We start from the raw sequence: 19,120 nt of genomic DNA, 5'->3' as shown, positions 1-19,120 counted from the left end.
GGCATGACGTTCGAGCACGAGGAGTCCACGACCACCACCGCCGGCCCTGGCGCCGTCTGGACGCTGTGGGCCGATGTCGGCAGCTGGCACGCCTGGGACCCGGCGGTCGAGGCCGTCGCCCTGGAGGGCACGTTCGGCGAGGGTGCGGCCGGGACGATGACGCTCGCGGGCGGCGTCGAGGCGCCCTTCACCCTCGAGGTCGTCGAGCCGGGCAGGCGTTACCTGGACCGGCTGACCATGGGCGAGCTGGTCATCGAGATCGACCACGTCGTGCGGGCGGAGGGCGACGGGGCGGTCGTCACGGTCGCCACCACGGTCACCGGGCCCGGCGCCGGCGACGTCGGCCCCATGGTCACGCGGGACGCCCCGCTCGCCCTGGCGCGGCTCACCGCCCTGGCCGAGGGCCTCAGCGACGGCCGGTGACGGCCACGGGCACCCGCGTGGTCGTGCCCGACCCGCCGCGCCACACGACGTACCCGTCGTCGGGCCCGGCCGACACCGACACGGTGTAGGTCGCGCTCTCCCCGGGGCCGAGCCGGACGGCGGCCGGGCGCACCCGCACGCGGCCGGCGAAGCCCGTCGCCCAGGAGGAGAAGTAGCGCGCCCGGCCGGTGACGTTGGTGACGGTCCGGGTCGCGGTGCTCCTGCCGGTCAGCAGGATGGAGGGCGTGTTGAGGTCCCCGTCGAGCTCGCTGTCCAGCCAGGCGCGGTAGTCGCCCGGCGCGACGAGGTGGACCAGTCCCGGACGACCGGCGCGCTCGGGACGCAGCCGGCCCGCGCCGGTGCGCAGGACCCCGCCGGCGACGGGGGAGGCGGTCGTCGCCAGCGCCGAGCGCACGGCGGTCGCCGACCAGGTGGGGTGCCGCTGGCGCAGCAGCGCCGCGGCGCCGGAGGTGTACGCCGTCGCGGCGGACGTGCCCGCCGCGAGGTCCCACGGTGCCGCGCGGCCGGCGGCCGGGACCGCGGAGAGCACGCCGCTGCCGGGCGCGACGACGTCGGGCTTGACCAGGTCACCGGACGGGTCGCCGCCGCTCGACCAGGCCAGGACGCGGTCGGGGGCGGGCGCGGTGCCGACCGCCCGCAGCGTGGCCCGCCCGGCGGGGTGCCCGGCGAGCCAGCGGTCCAGGACCCGTCCGTTGCGCCGGTCCAGGTGGACGGTCGGGACGTGGTGGAAGTCGGCGTCGGTGGAGCCGGGGCGGACGTTGGTCAGCACCATGCCACGACCGTCGGCGTGCTCGACGGCCCGCGACTTCTCCACGCGCGCCACCGAGCCGCCGCGGTCGCAGACCACGACCCGGCCGGCGACCGCGGCGGCGTCGAGGCTGCCCGGTGCGCACACGCGGGCGCGCTCGCGGCCGGCGCCCGGCACGGCGACGTCGGCGCCGCGGACCAGCCGGGCCGGGCCGACCGCACCGGCCGAGGAGGTGGCCCCGGTCAGGGTGGGCCCGCCGGCCAGCGCGACCCGGCCCAGGCGCTGGGGCCCGGCGGCGGCACCGACCGTGGTGACCCACGGCCCCGGGTGCCCGGCGTAGGCCTTCCGGGCGTCGTTGCCGGCCGCGGCCACGACCGCGACGTCGGCCTCGGCCGCCCCGAGCAGCGCGCGCTCGAGCGCGTCGTACCCCTCGCCGCCGCCGACGGCGACGTTGAGCACGTCCACGCCGTCGGAGACGGCCTGGTCGACCGCGGTGACGAGGTCGGAGGTCGCGCAGCCGTCGTCGCGCGGGTCGGGTGCGGTCCAGCAGGCCTTGTAGACCGCCAGCCGTGCCTGGGGAGCGACGCCGCCGAACCGGCCGATGCGCCGGTCGCCGACCCGCACGGTGACGCCGCTGTTGCCGGCCGCGATGGAGGCGAGCTGCGTGCCGTGGCCGTCGTCGTCGACCGGGCTCAGCGAGGCGCCTGCGGCCAGGCGGTCCGCGCCGAAGCCACGGACGAACCAGCGGGCGCCCACGACCTTGCGGTTGCACCGCTCGCTCGGCCAGTCCGCGGCGGCCTCGCACTCACCGGCGAACCGCTCGGGTGCCCGGCCGAGGCGGGGCACGTCGGCGAACAGCGGGCTCCCCGGTGCCAGCCCGGAGTCGACCATGCCGATGACCACCCCGGCACCTCCACGCGTGCGGGCGACGCCGCCGGCCGGGGCGGTCGCGCGCGCGGCCCGGCCCGCCAGCGGGCGCACCTCGTCGCGCTCGACGAGGGCGACGGCGGGGTCGGCCCGCAGCGCAGCGACCTGGGCCCGTCCCAGCCGGACCGCGAAGCCGTTCAGCGCCGTGGTCCAGCGGTACGCCGGCGCCGGCGCGTCCACCGCCGCCAGGAGGGCGTCCTGCTGGCGCAGCAGCGCCTCGCGCGACCAGGGGGCGGGCAGCCCGCCGCGGTGACCGGCGAGACCCGGCCCGGCCAGGGTCACCAGGTGCATCCGCTGCCCGGCGGGCTCGAACGCGACGTCCTCGGCCGTCGCCGTCGCCGGGGCGGCCGGTCCGGCGAGGCCGGCCAGCACCAGGGCGGGCGCCGTCAGGGCGGCGGCGAGCACGCGTCGTACGCGCACGGTCGTCTGCCTCACTGCTGCCCCTTCCGTCCCAGGAGTCCTCCATTGTGGCCCACGCCCGCGCCTCGTGGGCGGGATCGTGCGCCTCGCGGTCTCCCGACTACCCTCGCCGGGTGTCTGCTGCTGCCTCGACCGACGACCGGCTGGTGGTCGGGTTCGACCTCGACATGACGCTGATCGACACCGCGCCGGGCTTCGGCTCGGTGCTCCGGGCGCTGGGTGCCGAGCTCGGCGTGGACTTCCCGGTCGAGGAGATGACGGCCCGCCTCGGACCACCGCTCGACCTGCTGTTCGAGCCCTACCTGGCCGCCGAGGCCATCCCCGCGGCCGGCGACCGGTTCCGCGCGCTCTACCCCGACCACGCCATCACCTCGGTACCGCTGCTGCCCGGGGCGCAGGAGGCGCTGCACGCCGTCCGCCGCCGGGGTGGTCGCACGATCGTCGTCACCGGCAAGTTCCCGGAGAACGCGCGCCTGCACCTGGACCACCTCGGCCTCGAGGTCGACCACCTCGAGGGCTGGGTCTGGGGCGTGGGCAAGGCCGCGGTCATGCGCCGCGAGGGCGCCTCGATCTACGTGGGCGACCACGTCCACGACGTCGAGGGGGCGCTCGCCGCCGACGCGCTCAGCGTCTCGGTGCTGACCGGCGGCTGCACCCGTGAGGAGCTGCTCGAGGCCGGCACGCACGTCGTCCTCGACAGCCTCGGCGAGTTCCCGGCCTGGCTCGACGGGCACCTCGGCGCGGCCTGACGCCGCCCTCCCGATCGCACCCGGAAGGCGGTGGCCGGGGGCTTGGCCGTCCTCGTAGGCTGTGCCGTCGCCCGGCAGGTCGCCGGCGCGCAGCGAGCAGAAGAGGTCAGACCGTGCCCACTGGCAAGGTGAAGTGGTTCGACGCCGGCAAGGGCTTCGGCTTCCTGTCCCAGGAGGACGGGCCGGACGTCTACGTCCACGCCGACGCCCTGCCCGAGGGCATCACCACGGTCAAGCCGGGCACCCGCGTCGAGTTCGGCATCGCCCAGGGCCGCCGCGGCGACCAGGCCCTCAAGGTCCGCATCCTCGACCGGCCGGCCTCGGTCTCGCGCCAGCAGCAGGCCGCCCGTCGGCGCCGGCCCGAGGAGATGGCCCCGATCGTCGAGGACCTGATCCGCCTCCTCGACGGCGTGGGGGAGGCCTACCGCCACGGCCGTCATCCCGACAGCCGCACCGCCGCCCCGACCGCCAAGCTGCTCCGCGCGCTCGCCGACGAGCTGGAGCTCTGAGCGGCCGGACCGGCTAGGTCGGCCCGTCCCGGCGCAGCCGCGGCATCGGCTGGGTGTCGGGCAGGTCGTCGTACGCCACGGGGGACCGCGTCGGCTGGTCGGGCTGAGCGTGCTCGACACCGCCGGGCGCCGGCTGGTCCGCCGGCTGGTCGTCGTACGGGTGCGCGGCGCGGGCCGCGGCCGAGCGTCGGCCGAGCAGGACGTACGCCGTCCACGCGCCGAGCACCGCGACCGCGACGCCGAGCCCGAGCCGGGCGGGCTCCAGCGGCAGCGCGATGCCGATGAACCCGCCGACCACCCAGGCCACCTGCAGCGTGGTGTCGCTGCGGGCGAACGCGCTGGCCTGCACCCGCGAGGGGATGTCGCGCTGGATCGTGGAGTCGAGGCAGAACTTCGCGAGCGACTGCGCGAGCCCGGCGGTCAGGCCCAGCACGGCCAGCCACAGGACGCCGTAGAACAGCGTGGCGAGCAGCACCGCGACCAGGTCGGCGACCAGCGCGAGCACCACGGTGAGCGCGGGGTTGATCCGCCGCAGCATGGAGGCGGCCGCGACGCCGGCGGTGTTGCCGAGCCCGGCGGCGCCGACGACCAGGCCGATCATCACCTCGGCGGACAGCGACGTCTCGGGTGGGTTCTCGCGCAGCAGGAACGCCATGAACATCAGCAGGAAGCCGGAGAGGAACCGCGGCCCGCAGTTGGCCCGCAGCGCGAACGCCACCGCCGCGGGGATCCGGGTGCGCGTCCGGCGCCCCGGCTCGGCGCCGGTCGACCCGCGCAGCACCATGTCCTCCTCGCCGACGCTGGAGTCGACGGCGGCCGGCAGGCGGATCGCGCAGACGGTGGCGAGGACGAAGAGCAGGAACGCGTAGCGCAGGCTCCACTCGGGGCCCGCGAGGGAGGCCAGCCCCGCGAGCGGGGCCGAAACGGCGGCCCCGACGATCCCCGAGAGGCTCACCCGCCCGTTGGCCTTGACGAGGGTGAAGCCCGCCGGGAGCAGACGCGGTACCGCGGCGGCCCGCGTCACGCCGTACGCCTTGGAGGAGACGAGGACGCCGAGCGCGGCGGCGAAGAGCCAGGGGGAGTCGCCGGTCACCGACGTCGCCAGCGCCCAGCAGAGGAACGCGCGCAGCGCCATCGTCGCGCCGATCGCCCACCGGCGGCCGTGGGCGAACCGGTCGAGGAACGGCCCGATCAGCGGCGCGACCACCGCGAACGGCAGCATCGTCAGCCCGAGGAACAGCGCGACCTGGCCGCGCGCCTCGCCGGAGGGCACCTGGAAGAACAGGGAGCCGGCCAGCGAGATCGCGACGGCCGCGTCGCCCGCGGTGTTGAAGAAGTGCATCTGGATGAGCCGGGCGAGCCCGGACTCGCCGGCGCCCTCGGCGTTCGCCGCGCGGGTCGCCTGCCGGCCCAGGTAGCGGCTGGCCCGCCCGGTCGCCCGTCCGGCCGCGGCGACGCCACGGGCGGTGGCGCGCGCGCCGGTGCCCAACCCGGTGCCCAGCCCGCTGCCCGCCCCGGCGCCCCGCCCGCTGCTGCTGGCTCCAGCCGCGCCGTCGGCCGCCCCGTCGGCGGCCGGGCCGGGCTCGGGACGGTCGGACGTCATGGGCCCATCCTGCCGTGCCCCCGGAGGCCGCCCGGTGCCGACACCCGCCCCGAGATGGCAGAGCGTGGGGCGATCAGTCACACTCTGGTCCGTGACGACTCTCGTGCGCGCCAAGCCCGACTCCGCCGCCGTGGCGGCGGTCGACGTCGCCCGCGCCGCCCTCGTGGACGAGGTCGGCCCCGCCGACGTCGGCGAGCACCTCGGCCACGTCGTCGAGGGCGAGCGGCTGGTCACCCACCTGTTCGCCTGCGAGCGCGCGGGCTACCGCGGCTGGCACTGGTCGGTGACCGTGGCCCGGGCGCCCCGCCAGAAGAACGTGACGGTCGACGAGGTCGTGCTGATGCCCGGCGACGACGCGATCGTCGCCCCGCCGTGGGTGCCCTACCGCGAGCGGATCAAGCCCGGCGACCTCGGCCCCGGCGACCTGCTGCCCGTCGAGGACGACGACCCGCGCCTCGTGCCGACGTACTCCTACGGCGACGACCCGCTCGACGCCGACGACCGCGCCCAGGTGCGCCAGGTCGCCCAGGACCTCGGCCTCGGCCGGGTCCGGACGCTCTCGCCGGAGGGTCGCGAGGCCGCCGCGCAGCGGTGGTACGACGGCGACCAGGGCCCGTCCTCGCCGCTGGCCCAGGCCGCGCCCGAGCCGTGCACCACCTGCGGCTTCCTGCTGCGCATCAACGGCCCGCTCTCGGAGCTGTTCGGAGTCTGCGCCAACGGCGACGCCAACGACGACGGCCGGGTCGTGTCCTTCGACCACGGCTGCGGTGCCCACTCCGAGGTCCGGCTGGCCAAGAAGCACGAGCCGCAGCCGCTCCCCGAGCCCGTGATCGACACGATCACCCTCGACGACCTCGAGCGCTTCTGACCCTCGGGGGTCAGTCGGCGGCCGAGAGCAGCCAGACGGCGTAGGAGTCGTCCGGCGGGTGCAGCTCGTAGCTGCCGGCGCGCAGGTCGACGCGGAGCCCCTCCGCCGCGGCGTCCGCGGTGAAGTCCGCGGCGGACCAGCGGCGTGCGGCCGCCGGGGCGCCGCTCAGGTGGAACCCGGCGAGCACGCGGCCACCCGGGGCCAGCAGCGAGCGCAGGTGCGCGAGGACGCGCCGCTCGGTGCCCTCGGCGAGGAAGACCAGCACGTTGCCGACGCACACGACCAGGTCGAACGTGCCGACGTCTGCGGGGGAGAGGGCCAGGACGTCGGCCTCAACGACCTCCAGCGCGGGATAGGTGCGCCGCGACTGGGCCACCAGGTCCTGGTCGGGCTCCACCGCGAGCACGTCGTGCCCGCGGTCGGCGAGGGCCGCGGCCACCCGGCCCATCCCGGAGCCGACGTCGAGCACGCGGGCGCCGCGGGGGAGCAGGGCGTCGGCCAGCCGCGCCTCGCCGTCCACGTCTGCGCCGGCCTCCACCAGGCGCGCGAAGTTCTCGGCGTACCCGCCCCGGGCGGAGCCCGCCAGAGCCCACCTGGTCGGCGGCGGGTCCCCGTCGGCGACCCGCCGGACGGGCTCAGCCATCCCGCTGCTCGTCGCGGGCGACGCGGGCCCTGCGGCGGCGACGGCAGTACTCCAGCCCGAACAGGCCGAGCCCGAAGCCGGCCAGGCAGGTCCACAGCCACCAGGTGCGGCCGTCGTCGGCGAGGCGGCCGTAGAAGGGCAGCAGCGCGAGGAACCCGACGAGCCAGAGCGCGACGCCGACCTCGACCGTGCGGACGCCGTCGACGTCCAGCGGCTCGACGTCGGCGACGTGGAAGGTCCGGCTGCCGAACTCGTGCTGCGTCGGCTGGTCGTCGCGGAGCTCCACGCGAGACAAGGTACTCCGGGGGCCGCCGGGTCTGACATGCTGACCGCCCGTGAGCATCGACTCCTACTTCCGCGTCAGCGAGCGTGGTTCGACGATCGGCCAGGAGGTCCGCGGCGGCGTCGTGACCTTCCTGACGATGGCCTACATCATCGTCCTGAACCCCCTCATCCTCGGTTACGTCCAGGACTCCGAGGGCAACTTCCTCGCCGGCGGCGCCGACGGTCCCAACCTCCCCGCCATCGCCGCCGGCACCGCACTGGTCGCCGGCGTGCTGACGATCCTGATGGGCGCGGTGGCCAACTTCCCGCTGGCGCTCGCCGCGGGCCTGGGCCTCAACGCCTTCGTCGCGGTCTCCATCGCGGCCCAGTCGACCTGGGCCGACGCCATGGGCCTGGTCGTCCTCGAGGGCATCGTGATCCTCGTGCTGGTGCTGACCGGCTTCCGCACCGCGGTCTTCCACGCCGTCCCGACCCAGCTGAAGGTCGCCATCTCGGTCGGCATCGGCCTGTTCATCGCACTCATCGGCTTCGTCGACTCGGGCTTCGTCAGCCGGATCCCGGACGTCGCACAGTCGACGGTCCCGGTCCAGCTCGGCACCAGCGGGCGGCTCGAGGGCTGGCCGGTGCTGGTCTTCGCGGCCGGCCTGCTGCTGCTGATCGCCCTGTGGGTACGTCGCGTGAAGGGCGCCATCCTGATCACGATCGTCGTGGCGACGGTCGTGGCGGTCGTGCTCGACGCCGTCCTCGACCTCGGCGGGCGCAGCGCCGACAACCCGGGCGGGTGGTCGCTGACCGTGCCGTCCTTCGACGGGTTCGTCGACGTCCCCGACTTCGGCACCCTGGGGGAGTTCTCGCTCTTCGGCGCCTTCGACTCCATCGGGATCGTCGCGGCGCTGCTGCTGGTCTTCTCGCTCATGCTCGCCGACTTCTTCGACACCATGGGCACGATGACCGCGATCGGCGCGGAGGCCGGGCTCAACGACGCCGAGGGCGTCCCGCCGCACGCCGAGCGGATCCTCGTCGTCGACTCGGTCGCGGCGATCGCGGGCGGCGCCGGCGGCGTCTCGTCGAACACCTCCTACATCGAGTCGGCCTCCGGCGTCGGCGAGGGCGCGCGCACCGGGCTGTCCTCGATCGTGACCGGAGTGCTGTTCCTGCTCGCGACGTTCTTCACGCCGATCGTCGAGGCGATCCCGTCCGAGGCGGCGGTCCCCGCGCTGGTCCTCGTCGGCTTCCTGATGATGCAGCAGGTCACCGAGATCAGCTGGCACGACCTGGAGATCGCCATCCCGGCGTTCCTGACCATCGTGCTGATGCCGTTCACCTACTCGATCACCGCCGGCATCGGCGGTGGCTTCCTCGCCTACCTGCTGATCAAGCTGGTCGTCGGCAAGGCGCGGGAGATCCACCCGCTGATGGCGCTGGTCGGGGTGCTCTTCGTCGTGTACTTCGCGATCGACCCGCTCACCGACTGGCTCACCTGACCGCCGCCGGTCGCCGGACCGGACCCCGTCGCAGAGGCCCTTCCCCGTCACCGGGGGAGGGCCTCTCCTCGTCGGAATAGTTAGCAAGGGTAATGAGTTACGCTAACGACATGCCCACCGTGGAGAAGATCGCCCGCACCGACGCCGGACTGGCGTCGGAGCTCCGGTTGTCCGTCATGCGGCTGCGCCGGCGGCTCGCGAGCGAGCGCCACCCCGACAACGAGCTGTCCATCGCCCACATGGGCGTCCTCGGCTGCCTCTTCCGCCACGGCGGGCTCACCGTCGGCGAGCTCGCCGCCGCGGAGCGGGTCCAGCCGCCGAGCATGACCCGGACGGTCAACGGCCTCGAGCAGGGTGGGTACGTCACCCGCCGCCCGCACGAGTCCGACGGCCGCCAGGTCGTCGTGGAGCTGTCCGACACCGGTCGCGCCACCGTGCTCGCCGACCGCCGCCGCCGCGACGAGTGGCTGACCCGGCGGCTGCGCGAGCTGACCCCCGACGAACGAGCGGTCCTGCGCCGGGCCGCCCCGATCCTGGAAAGACTGGCCAACGCTTGAGCCCCACCTTCCGCTCCCTCGCCAACCCCAACTACCGCCGGTACGCCGCCGGTGCCGTCGTCTCCAACACCGGCACCTGGATGCAGCGCGTGGCCCAGGACTGGCTGGTGCTGCACCTCGCCGTGAACGGCGGCACCGCCGTCGGCATCACGACAGGTCTGCAGTTCCTGCCCGCCCTGCTCCTCTCGCCCTTCGCGGGCGTCGTCGCCGACCGCTTCCCCAAGCGCCAGCTGCTGCAGGTCACCCAGGTGATGATGGCGGTGCCGGCGTTCCTCCTCGGCCTCCTCGCCGCGACCGGCGTCGCCGAGGTCTGGCACGTCTACGTCCTCGCCCTGGTCTTCGGCATCGGCACCGCGATGGACGCCCCGGCGCGCCAGTCGTTCGTCAGCGAGATCGTCACCGCCGACGACCTGACCAACGCCGTGGGCCTCAACTCCGCCTCGTTCAACGCCGCCCGCATCGTCGGCCCGGCGATCGCCGGCGTGCTGATCGGCGCGCTGGGCGGCGGCACCGAGGCGACCGGCTGGGTGATCATGGTCAACGCGGTCACCTACCTCGCGCCGATCCTGGCGCTGCGCGGCATGGACGCCAGCCGCCTCACGCCCGCTCCCACCCAGCGCCGGCACCCCGGGATGATCCGCGAGGGGGTGCGGTACGTCGCCGGGCGGCCCGACCTGGTCCTGGTGCTGGTCGTGGTCTTCGTCGTGGGCACCTTCGGCCTGAACTTCCAGATGACCTCGGCCCTGATGGCCACCGACGTCTTCGGCAAGGGCGCGACGGAGTACGGGCTGCTCGGCACCTTCATGGCCGTCGGCTCGCTGACCGGCGCGCTGCTCGCGGCCCGCCGCCCGGTGGTGCGGCTGCGGCTGGTGGTCGGTGCGGCGGTGGTCTTCGGCGTCGCCGAGGTCGTCGCCGGGCTGCTGCCGACGTACGTCGCGTTCGCGGTGTGGATGCCCGCCCTGGGCCTGTCCGCGCTCACCATGATCACCGCCGCCAACACCCTCATGCAGGTCTCCACCGCGCCCGCGCTGCGGGGCCGCGTGATGGCCCTCTACCTGATGATCTTCATGGGCGGGACCCCGCTCGGCGCGCCCGTCGTGGGCTGGGTGGGGGAGACCTTCGGTGCCCGCTGGACCCTCGTGGGCGGAGGGGCGATCACCCTGGTCGGCGTGGCCCTGGCGGTGGCGTGGTACCTGGCCCGCTCGGGCGGCCTCTCGCGCGTTTTGACCCCCGTAGGGGCGCCGGGTAACCTCGGTCCTCGTGTCTGGGACAACCAGGCCGTTGCGCGTGCGCAGAAGTAGTCGGCGGGAACGGACCGTCGTACTTGGAGCACGCAAGCCTCGCCACCGCCCCGGTGGTGGCGCCGTGTCGGGCGACACGCCCGACCTCGGGGGCGAGCAGCGCCGGTTGGGAGCACCACCCGGCACACCAGCAGGACATCGTGCGCAGCACCGTGCCGCGTACTGAGAGCCGACAAAGAAGGGGAACCACCCGGTGCCCACCATTCAGCAGCTGGTCCGCAAGGGCCGCCAGGACAAGGTGTCGAAGAACAAGACGCCTGCCCTGAAGGGCTCGCCGCAGCGCCGAGGCGTCTGCACGCGCGTCTACACCACCACCCCGAAGAAGCCGAACTCCGCCCTCCGCAAGGTCGCCCGCGTGCGCCTGTCCAGCGGCGTCGAGGTCACGGCGTACATCCCGGGTGTGGGCCACAACCTCCAGGAGCACTCGATCGTGCTCGTGCGCGGCGGCCGGGTGAAGGACCTCCCCGGTGTGCGCTACAAGATCATCCGCGGCACGCTCGACACCCAGGGCGTGAAGAACCGCAAGCAGGCTCGCAGCCGTTACGGCGCGAAGAAGGAGAAGAGCTGACATGCCGCGCAAGGGTCCGGCCCCGAAGCGGCCGATCGACGTCGACCCGGTCTACGGGTCGCAGCTGGTCTCCCAGCTCGTCTCCAAGGTGCTGCAGGACGGCAAGAAGCAGGTCGCCCAGCGCATCGTCTACTCCGCGCTCGAGGGCTGCCGCGAGAAGACCGGCACCGACCCCGTCGTGACGCTCAAGCGTGCGATGGACAACGTCAAGCCGGCCATCGAGGTCAAGTCCCGCCGCGTCGGCGGTGCGACCTACCAGGTCCCGATCGAGGTCAAGGGCACGCGCGGCACCACGCTCGCGCTGCGCTGGCTCGTCGGCTACGCGCAGGACCGTCGCGAGAAGACGATGTCCGAGCGCCTGATGAACGAGATCCTCGACGCGTCCAACGGCCTCGGTGCCGCGGTGAAGAAGCGTGAGGACACCCACAAGATGGCCGAGTCGAACAAGGCCTTCGCGCACTACCGCTGGTGACCTCGGGCGGGGGCGGCGCAGGTCGCCCCCGCTCCACCCGCAACCACCCACTTCTTTCAAGGGACGCTGACTAACGTGGCAGTCGACATCACCACGGACCTCAACACGGTCCGCAACATCGGCATCATGGCGCACATCGACGCCGGCAAGACCACCACCACCGAGCGCATCCTGTTCTACACCGGCATCACCTACAAGATCGGTGAGGTCCACGAGGGCGCGGCCACGATGGACTGGATGGAGCAGGAGCAGGAGCGCGGCATCACCATCACGTCCGCCGCGACGACCTGCTGGTGGAAGAACCACCAGATCAACATCATCGACACCCCCGGCCACGTGGACTTCACGGCCGAGGTCGAGCGCTCGCTGCGCGTCCTCGACGGCGCCGTCGCGGTGTTCGACGGTGTCGCCGGTGTCGAGCCGCAGACGATGACGGTGTGGCGCCAGGCCAACAAGTACTCCGTCCCCCGCATGTGCTTCGTCAACAAGCTCGACCGCACCGGTGCGGACTTCTTCCGCTGCGTCGACATGATGGTCGAGCGCCTCAACTCCACCCCGCTGGTCCTGCAGCTCCCCATCGGTGCCGAGAGCGACTTCCTCGGCGTCGTCGACCTGGTCGGCATGCGTGCCCTGACCTGGCGCGGCGAGACCAAGATGGGTGAGGACTACTCGGTCGAGGAGATCCCCGCGGACATGGCCGAGCAGGCCGCCGAGTACCGCGAGAAGTTCCTCGAGACCCTCTCCGAGGCCGACGACGCCATCATGGAGAAGTACCTCGAGGGCGAGGACCTCTCCGTCGAGGAGCTCGAGGCCGCGATCCGCCGCGCGACCCTGGCCGACAAGGTCAACCCGGTCCTGTGCGGCACCGCGTTCAAGAACAAGGGCGTGCAGCCCCTGCTCGACGCGGTCGTCAAGTACCTGCCCTCGCCGCTCGACATCGAGGCCATCATCGGCCACTCGCCGAAGGACGAGGCCGTCGAGATCGCGCGGAAGCCCTCCGACGACGAGCCGTTCTCCGGCCTCGCCTACAAGATCGCCTCCGACCCGCACCTGGGCAAGCTGATCTACGTCCGCGTCTACTCGGGCAAGCTCGAGGCCGGCTCGACCGTGGTCAACTCGGTCAACGGCAAGAAGGAGCGGATCGGCAAGGTCTACCAGATGCACGCGAACAAGCGTGAGGAGATCGCGTCGGTCGGCGCCGGCCAGATCGTCGCCGTCATGGGCCTGAAGGACACCAAGACCGGTCACACCCTCTGCGACCCGCAGAACCAGGTCGTGCTCGAGTCGATGACCTTCCCGGCCCCGGTGATCGAGGTCGCGATCGAGCCCAAGACCAAGTCCGACCAGGAGAAGCTGGGTCTCGCGATCCAGCGCCTCTCCGACGAGGACCCGACCTTCACGGTCAAGACCGACGAGGAGACCGGCCAGACGATCATCGCCGGCATGGGCGAGCTCCACCTGGAGATCCTCGTCGACCGGATGAAGCGCGAGTTCCGCGTCGAGGCGACCGTCGGCAAGCCGCAGGTGGCCTACCGCGAGACCCTCCGCAAGGAGGTCACGAACCACAGCTACACCCACAAGAAGCAGACCGGTGGTTCGGGTCAGTTCGCGAAGGTCGTCGTCTCCCTCGGCCCGAACATCGACCCCGAGACCGGTACCGGTGCGGGCTACGAGTTCGTGAACAACGTGTCCGGTGGACGCGTGCCGAAGGAGTACATCCCCTCGGTCGACCAGGGTGGCCAGGAGGCCATGGAGTTCGGCATCCTCGCCGGCTTCCCCATGGTCGACGTGAAGTTCTCGCTCGAGGACGGCGCCTACCACGACGTCGACTCCTCCGAGCTCGCGTTCAAGATCGCCGGCAACCAGGCCTTCAAGGAGGCCGCCCGCATGGCGAAGCCGGTCCTGCTCGAGCCGATGTTCGCCGTGGAGGTGACCACGCCGGAGAGCTTCCTCGGCACGGTCATCGGCGACATCAACAGCCGACGGGGCCAGATCCGAGCGCAGGAGGAGCGTCACGGCGACATCGTCGTCAACGCCCTCGTGCCGCTCTCCGAGATGTTCGGGTACGTTGGCGACCTGAGGTCCAAGACCTCCGGGCAGGCGTCGTACTCGATGGAGTTCGACTCGTACGCCGAGGTTCCCACGAACATCGCCGACGAGATCATCAAGAAGGTCCGCGGCGAGTGATCCTCGCCGGTCCGCTGAACATCCTTGTTCGGGGGACCGGACCCTCGGCACCACCCAGCTAGTACGAGTCAGGTAACAACCACACCAGGAGGAGCCCACCGTGGCTAAGGCGAAGTTCGAGCGGACCAAGCCGCACGTCAACATCGGCACGATCGGTCACATCGACCACGGCAAGACCACGCTGACCGCGGCGATCACCAAGGTCCTGCACGACAAGCACCCGGACCTGAACGCCGCCTCGGCGTTCGAGGACATCGACAAGGCTCCCGAGGAGCGTCAGCGCGGCATCACGATCTCGATCGCGCACGTCGAGTACCAGACCGAGTCGCGTCACTACGCGCACGTCGACTGCCCGGGTCACGCTGACTACATCAAGAACATGATCACCGGCGCGGCCCAGATGGACGGCGCGATCCTCGTGGTCGCCGCCACCGACGGCCCGATGCCGCAGACCCGCGAGCACGTGCTGCTCGCGCGCCAGGTCGGCGTCCCCGCCCTGGTGGTCGCGCTCAACAAGTGCGACATGGTCGACGACGAGGAGCTCATCGAGCTCGTCGAGATGGAGGTGCGCGAGCTCCTCAGCGAGTACGAGTTCCCGGGCGACGACATCCCGGTCGTTCGCGTCGCGGCGTTCCCGGCCCTGCAGGGCGACGCCAAGTGGGGCGACTCGATCGCCGAGCTCATGCAGGCGGTCGACGACTACATCCCGACCCCCGAGCGTGAGACCGACAAGCCGTTCCTCATGCCCGTCGAGGACGTCTTCACGATCACCGGTCGTGGCACCGTCATCACCGGTCGCATCGAGCGCGGCATCGTCAAGGTGAACGAGGAGGTCGAGATCGTCGGCATCCGCGAGGGCTCGATGAAGTCCACGGTCACCGGCGTCGAGATGTTCCGCAAGCTGCTCGACGAGGGCCAGGCCGGTGAGAACGTCGGTCTGCTCCTCCGTGGCACCAAGCGCGAGGACGTCGAGCGCGGCATGGTCGTCATCAAGCCGGGCACCACGACCCCGCACACCAACTTCGAGGCCTCGGTCTACATCCTCTCGAAGGAGGAGGGCGGCCGCCACACGCCGTTCTTCAACAACTACCGCCCGCAGTTCTACTTCCGCACGACGGACGTGACCGGCGTGGTGACCCTCCCCGAGGGCACCGAGATGGTCATGCCGGGTGACAACACCGAGATGTCGGTCGAGCTCATCCAGCCCATCGCGATGGACGAGGGCCTGCGGTTCGCGATCCGTGAGGGTGGCCGCACCGTCGGCGCCGGCCGGGTCACCAAGATCACCAAGTGATCCCCGCGGTCGCTGACCGCACCTGACACACCAGATCGGCCCCGGACCCCTGTGGTCCGGGGCCGATCTGCATTCCCGAGGAAAGGTCCCATGGAGCGCCCCGTCACCCCCGCCCGCCCGCACCACAAGCTGACCGAGGACGGTCGGCGGATGCGTGAGGTGCTCAGCTACTCGCGCCGGGGCAGCCGGTTCACCCCGCGGCAGGCCGAGGCGTGGGCCGCGCACCAGGAGGCGTGGGTCATCCCCGACGAGGCCGTCGACCGGCCCGGGTTCTCCCTCGAGCAGTGGTTCGGGCGGCGCGCGCCGCTGGTCGTCGAGATCGGCTCCGGGGTCGGCGAGGCGACGGCCGCGCTGGCGGCGACGCGACCGACGTACGACGTGCTGGCGTTCGAGGTCTGGCGCCCCGGCGTCGCCGACACGCTGTGGAAGCTCGCCGAGGCCGGCGCGGAGAACGTGCGCCTCTGCGGCGTCGACGCGGTCTGGTCGATGGAGCACCTGCTGGGGGAGGGGGAGGTCGAGGAGCTGTGGACGTTCTTCCCCGACCCGTGGCGCAAGACCCGCCACCACAAGCGGCGCCTGGTCTCCCCGGACTTCGCGCGGCTCGCGGCGAGCCGGCTGCGGCCGGGCGCGGTGTGGCGGCTCGCGACCGACTGGGCGGACTACGCCGAGCAGATGCAGGAGGTGCTCGACGCGGAGCCGGCGCTCGAGGGCGGCGTCGTCGAGCGCTGGGCCGAGCGGCCGGTCACCCGGTTCGAGCGCAAGGGGACCGAGGCCGGGCGCACGATCACCGACTTCTGCTACCGCCGCACCTGAGCGGCGTGTCGTACGTCGCGCGGCCGGCGGGCCGGGGTAGTGCCGGCGGATTTGGTCCCGGTCCTGATCTCTGCCAAGATGGTCCGGTTGCTCCGGCGGGTCGCCGGGGCGCGCCGCACATCTTGACTTCTGAATCGCGTCTCCCGCCCCCGGTCCGCCGGGCCTGGAACGAGTTCGGTGGTCGGCTGTGCGCCGCGCTGGACCAGGAGACCCGATCAGCCCGACGAACCGTCGGGCGCCAGCGCAAGAACCCAGCAGGATCCCGGTCCTGTGTCACGTCCAGAGGTCGCGACACGCCCGACCGCGGGGGTCGGGGGTTCGGGTGGTGGGGCCAGGGCGGGACAGACCCAAACCGGGGGACGTCCCGGGACATGCACGCGGCAGATGAGAAGTAAGGACGAGAGAGACCTATGGCGGGACAGAAGATCCGCATCAGGCTCAAGGCCTATGACCACGAGGTGATCGACACCTCGGCGCGGAAGATCGTTGACACGGTGACCCGCACGGGCGCCCGCGTGGCCGGCCCGGTGCCGCTGCCGACGGAGAAGAACGTCTTCGTCGTCATCCGCTCGCCCCACAAGTACAAGGACTCCCGCGAGCACTTCGAGATGCGCACCCACAAGCGCCTCATCGACATCATCGACCCCACGCCGAAGACCGTCGACTCGCTCATGCGGCTCGACCTTCCGGCCGGCGTCGACATCGAGATCAAGCTCTGAGGTCTGACGAGATGACTATCGAACGCAACGTGAAGGGCCTGCTGGGCACCAAGCTCGGCATGACCCAGCTCTGGGACGAGAACAACCGCGTCGTCCCCGTGACCGTGGTCGCCGCGGCCACCAACGTGGTCACCCAGGTCCGCACGCCCGAGACCGACGGCTACAACGCCGTCCAGGTCGGGTTCGGCGAGATCGAGGGCCGCAAGGTCACCAAGCCGCAGGCCGGGCACTTCGCCAAGGCCGGCACCACCCCCCGCCGCCACCTGCTGGAGATCCGCACGGCCGACGCCACGGCGTACACCGTGGGCCAGGAGCTCTCCGTCGACACCTTCGCCGCGGGCGAGGAGATCGACGTGACGGGCACCAGCAAGGGCAAGGGCTTCGCCGGAACCATGAAGCGCCACGGCTTCTCCGGTGTCTCCGCCTCGCACGGTGCGCACCGCAACCACCGCAAGCCCGGCTCGATCGGCGCCTGCGCCACCCCGGGCCACGTGTTCAAGGGCACCCGGATGTCGGGCCGCATGGGTAACGACACCGTCACCACCCAGGGCGTGACCGTCCACGCCGTCGACGTGGAGAAGGGCCTGATCCTGCTCAAGGGCGCCGTCCCCGGCCCCAAGGGCGGCCTCGTGGTCCTCCGCACGTCCGCCAAGTCCGTTTCTACTGGCAAGGAGGCGTGAGCATGGCCGCCAAGACCGTCAAGGTCGACCTTCCTGCCGAGATCTTCGACGTTGCCGTCAACGTCCCGCTGATCCACCAGGTCGTCGTCGCCCAGCAGGCCGCTGCCCGTCAGGGCACCCACTCCACCAAGACCCGCGGCGAGGTCCGCGGTGGTGGACGCAAGCCCTACAAGCAGAAGGGCACCGGCCGCGCCCGTCAGGGCTCGACCCGCGCGCCGCAGTTCGCCGGCGGTGGCACCGTCCACGGCCCGCAGCCGCGCAGCTACGACCAGCGCACCCCCAAGAAGATGAAGGCCGCTGCCCTGCGCGGTGCCCTCTCCGACCGGGCGCGCAACGACCGGATCCACGTGGTCGAGGGTCTCGTCGAGGGCACCGCGCCCTCGACCAAGGCCGCCATCGCCGCGCTCGCCGGTCTGTCCGACCGCAACCGCTTCCTCGTGGTGCTCGAGCGCACCGACACCGTCACCTGGCTGTCGCTGCGCAACGCCCCCGAGGTGCACATCGTCGCCGTCGACCAGCTCAACACCTACGACGTGCTGGCGTCCGACGACGTGGTCTTCACCCAGGGCGCGTACGACGCGTTCGTCACCGGTGCCGCCCGCGCCTCCGAGCGCAAGGCCACCATCGTCGAGGCCCCGGCCGACGACGCGCAGACCGAGGAGGCCTCCCAGTGAGCACCCTGCACAAGGACCACCGCGACATCCTGCTCGCCCCGGTCGTCTCGGAGAAGAGCTACGGGCTCCTCGACGCGAACAAGTACACGTTCCTGGTGCGCCCCGACGCCAACAAGACCGAGATCAAGATCGCGGTCGAGAAGGTCTTCGGCGTCAAGGTCACCTCCGTGAACACGATCAACCGCCCCGGCAAGACGCGCCGTACCCGCACGGGCATCGGCAAGCGCAAGGACACCAAGCGCGCGATCGTCAGCCTCGCCGAGGGCCACCGCATCGACATCTTCGGAGGTCCGGTCTCCTGACCGGGCACCCAGGACTAGAGGACTGAGCTAAATGGCTATCCGCAAGTACAAGCCGACCACCCCGGGCCGTCGTGGCTCGTCGGTCGCCGACTTCGTCGAGATCACCCGGACGACGCCGGAGAAGTCGCTGACGCGTCCGTTGCCCAAGAAGGGCGGCCGCAACAACCAGGGCCGGATCACCACCCGGCACCAGGGCGGCGGTCACAAGCGTGCGTACCGCATCATCGACTTCCGTCGCTACGACAAGGACGGCGTCCCCGCCAAGGTCGCGCACATCGAGTACGACCCGAACCGCACGGCGCGCATCGCGCTGCTGCACTACGCCGACGGCGAGAAGCGCTACATCGTGGCGCCCAAGGGCCTGACGCAGGGCACCGCGGTCGAGTCCGGCCCGAACGCCGACATCAAGCCCGGCAACAACCTGCCGCTGCGCAACATCCCGGTCGGCTCGACGATCCACTGCGTCGAGCTCCGCCCGGGCGGCGGCGCGAAGATCGCCCGCTCCGCCGGCAACAGCGCCCAGCTGGTCGCCCGTGAGGGCAGCCGCGCCACGCTGCGCATGCCCTCGGGCGAGATGCGCTTCGTCGACGTCCGCTGCCGCGCGACGGTCGGCGAGGTCGGCAACGCCGAGCAGTCGAACATCAACTGGGGCAAGGCCGGCCGCATGCGCTGGAAGGGCAAGCGCCCGACCGTCCGCGGTGTCGTCATGAACCCGGTCGACCACCCGCACGGTGGTGGCGAGGGCAAGACCTCGGGTGGTCGTCACCCGGTGTCCCCGTGGGGCAAGCCGGAGGGTCGTACGCGCAAGCGCAAGGCCTCCGACTCCCAGATCATTCGTCGCCGCAAGTCCGGCAAGGGTAGGAAGTAACTGAC

Annotated in this window: 21 protein-coding genes; 17 read left to right on the top strand and 4 right to left on the bottom strand. The window is 72.2% G+C overall.

Going from position 1 to position 19,120, the window contains the following annotated elements; genetic code table 11:
- Positions 1–3: 3 nt before the first annotated feature.
- A complete protein-coding gene (locus OSR43_RS17895) occupies positions 4–423 on the top strand; it encodes an SRPBCC family protein (protein ID WP_302268108.1) in 420 nt (139 codons plus the stop codon).
- Here OSR43_RS17895 and OSR43_RS17890 read toward each other — a convergent pair.
- Positions 407–2,554, bottom strand: a complete 2,148-nt coding sequence (locus OSR43_RS17890) for a S8 family serine peptidase (RefSeq protein ID WP_302268107.1) — start codon at positions 2,552–2,554, stop codon at positions 407–409. The two genes, OSR43_RS17895 and OSR43_RS17890, sit on opposite strands and share 17 nt — an antisense overlap.
- 98 nt (positions 2,555–2,652) lie before the next feature.
- Here OSR43_RS17890 and OSR43_RS17885 point away from each other — a divergent pair, with 98 nt between their 5' ends.
- A complete protein-coding gene (locus OSR43_RS17885) occupies positions 2,653–3,288 on the top strand; it encodes an HAD family hydrolase (RefSeq protein ID WP_302268105.1) in 636 nt (211 codons plus the stop codon).
- A 113-nt stretch (positions 3,289–3,401) separates the two neighbouring features.
- Positions 3,402–3,797, top strand: coding sequence for a cold-shock protein (locus tag OSR43_RS17880; protein WP_302268104.1), 396 nt, complete (start codon positions 3,402–3,404; stop codon positions 3,795–3,797).
- 13 nt (positions 3,798–3,810) lie between these two features.
- On the opposite strand, the gene OSR43_RS17875 is transcribed toward OSR43_RS17880, so the two are convergent.
- On the bottom strand, positions 3,811–5,400 hold the full coding sequence (locus OSR43_RS17875; protein WP_302268103.1) for an MFS transporter: 1,590 nt from the start codon (positions 5,398–5,400) through the stop codon (positions 3,811–3,813).
- A 91-nt stretch (positions 5,401–5,491) separates the two neighbouring features.
- On the opposite strand from OSR43_RS17875, the gene OSR43_RS17870 reads away from it, so the two are divergent.
- Entirely contained in the window at positions 5,492–6,268 is a 777-nt protein-coding gene (locus tag OSR43_RS17870) for a DUF3027 domain-containing protein (protein WP_302268102.1), read from the top strand.
- 10 nt (positions 6,269–6,278) lie between these two features.
- Here OSR43_RS17870 and OSR43_RS17865 read toward each other — a convergent pair whose 3' ends face one another.
- Both OSR43_RS17865 and OSR43_RS17860 read right to left on the bottom strand, forming a co-directional pair.
- Positions 6,279–6,911 (bottom strand): bifunctional 2-polyprenyl-6-hydroxyphenol methylase/3-demethylubiquinol 3-O-methyltransferase UbiG, encoded by a 633-nt coding sequence (locus OSR43_RS17865; RefSeq protein ID WP_302268101.1) that lies wholly within the window; start codon positions 6,909–6,911, stop codon positions 6,279–6,281.
- Positions 6,904–7,197 carry a DUF2530 domain-containing protein gene (locus tag OSR43_RS17860; protein ID WP_302268100.1) on the bottom strand — a complete coding sequence of 98 codons (294 nt, stop codon included), beginning with the start codon at positions 7,195–7,197 and terminating at the stop codon, positions 6,904–6,906. The genes OSR43_RS17865 and OSR43_RS17860 overlap by 8 nt, the downstream gene beginning before the upstream one ends.
- Before the next feature lie 49 nt (positions 7,198–7,246).
- On the opposite strand from OSR43_RS17860, the gene OSR43_RS17855 reads away from it, so the two are divergent.
- From OSR43_RS17855 to rplB, 13 genes are all read left to right on the top strand, one after another.
- Positions 7,247–8,680, top strand: coding sequence for an NCS2 family permease (locus tag OSR43_RS17855; RefSeq protein WP_302268098.1), 1,434 nt, complete (start codon positions 7,247–7,249; stop codon positions 8,678–8,680).
- 110 nt (positions 8,681–8,790) lie between these two features.
- Positions 8,791–9,237, top strand: a complete 447-nt coding sequence (locus OSR43_RS17850) for a MarR family winged helix-turn-helix transcriptional regulator (RefSeq protein WP_302268097.1) — start codon at positions 8,791–8,793, stop codon at positions 9,235–9,237.
- Positions 9,234–10,538 (top strand): MFS transporter, encoded by a 1,305-nt coding sequence (locus OSR43_RS17845; protein WP_302268095.1) that lies wholly within the window; start codon positions 9,234–9,236, stop codon positions 10,536–10,538. The genes OSR43_RS17850 and OSR43_RS17845 overlap by 4 nt, the downstream gene beginning before the upstream one ends.
- A gap of 193 nt (positions 10,539–10,731) precedes the next feature.
- Complete coding sequence (gene rpsL, locus OSR43_RS17840; protein ID WP_011757353.1) at positions 10,732–11,106, top strand: 30S ribosomal protein S12; 375 nt, start codon at positions 10,732–10,734, stop codon at positions 11,104–11,106.
- A 1-nt stretch (position 11,107) separates the two neighbouring features.
- Positions 11,108–11,578, top strand: coding sequence for a 30S ribosomal protein S7 (gene rpsG, locus OSR43_RS17835; protein WP_300952935.1), 471 nt, complete (start codon positions 11,108–11,110; stop codon positions 11,576–11,578).
- Positions 11,579–11,653: 75 nt separating this feature from the next.
- Positions 11,654–13,765 (top strand): elongation factor G, encoded by a 2,112-nt coding sequence (fusA, locus tag OSR43_RS17830; protein ID WP_302268094.1) that lies wholly within the window; start codon positions 11,654–11,656, stop codon positions 13,763–13,765.
- Between the two features lie 100 nt (positions 13,766–13,865).
- Positions 13,866–15,059, top strand: a complete 1,194-nt coding sequence (gene tuf / locus OSR43_RS17825; protein WP_300952933.1) for an elongation factor Tu — start codon at positions 13,866–13,868, stop codon at positions 15,057–15,059.
- A gap of 90 nt (positions 15,060–15,149) precedes the next feature.
- A complete protein-coding gene (gene trmB, locus OSR43_RS17820; protein WP_302268090.1) occupies positions 15,150–15,872 on the top strand; it encodes a tRNA (guanosine(46)-N7)-methyltransferase TrmB in 723 nt (240 codons plus the stop codon).
- Between the two features lie 410 nt (positions 15,873–16,282).
- Positions 16,283–16,591, top strand: coding sequence for a 30S ribosomal protein S10 (rpsJ, locus tag OSR43_RS17815; protein ID WP_154615492.1), 309 nt, complete (start codon positions 16,283–16,285; stop codon positions 16,589–16,591).
- A gap of 11 nt (positions 16,592–16,602) precedes the next feature.
- Positions 16,603–17,271: a 50S ribosomal protein L3 gene (rplC, locus tag OSR43_RS17810; RefSeq protein WP_302268089.1), complete on the top strand. Its 669-nt coding sequence runs from the start codon at positions 16,603–16,605 to the stop codon at positions 17,269–17,271.
- 2 nt (positions 17,272–17,273) lie between these two features.
- Positions 17,274–17,945, top strand: a complete 672-nt coding sequence (gene rplD, locus OSR43_RS17805; protein WP_302268088.1) for a 50S ribosomal protein L4 — start codon at positions 17,274–17,276, stop codon at positions 17,943–17,945.
- Positions 17,942–18,247, top strand: coding sequence for a 50S ribosomal protein L23 (gene rplW, locus OSR43_RS17800; RefSeq protein ID WP_302268087.1), 306 nt, complete (start codon positions 17,942–17,944; stop codon positions 18,245–18,247). The genes rplD and rplW overlap by 4 nt, the downstream gene beginning before the upstream one ends.
- A 31-nt stretch (positions 18,248–18,278) precedes the next feature.
- Positions 18,279–19,115, top strand: a complete 837-nt coding sequence (rplB, locus tag OSR43_RS17795) for a 50S ribosomal protein L2 (RefSeq protein ID WP_302268086.1) — start codon at positions 18,279–18,281, stop codon at positions 19,113–19,115.
- The last annotated feature ends 5 nt before the right edge of the window (positions 19,116–19,120 follow it).

The sequence above is a fragment of the Nocardioides sp. Arc9.136 genome (assembly GCF_030506255.1).
In the GTDB taxonomy this organism is placed as follows: Bacteria; Actinomycetota; Actinomycetes; order Propionibacteriales; family Nocardioidaceae; genus Nocardioides.
The sequence above is the reverse complement of the archived record's forward strand: the minus strand, read 5'-3'. Positions and strand labels throughout refer to the sequence as shown.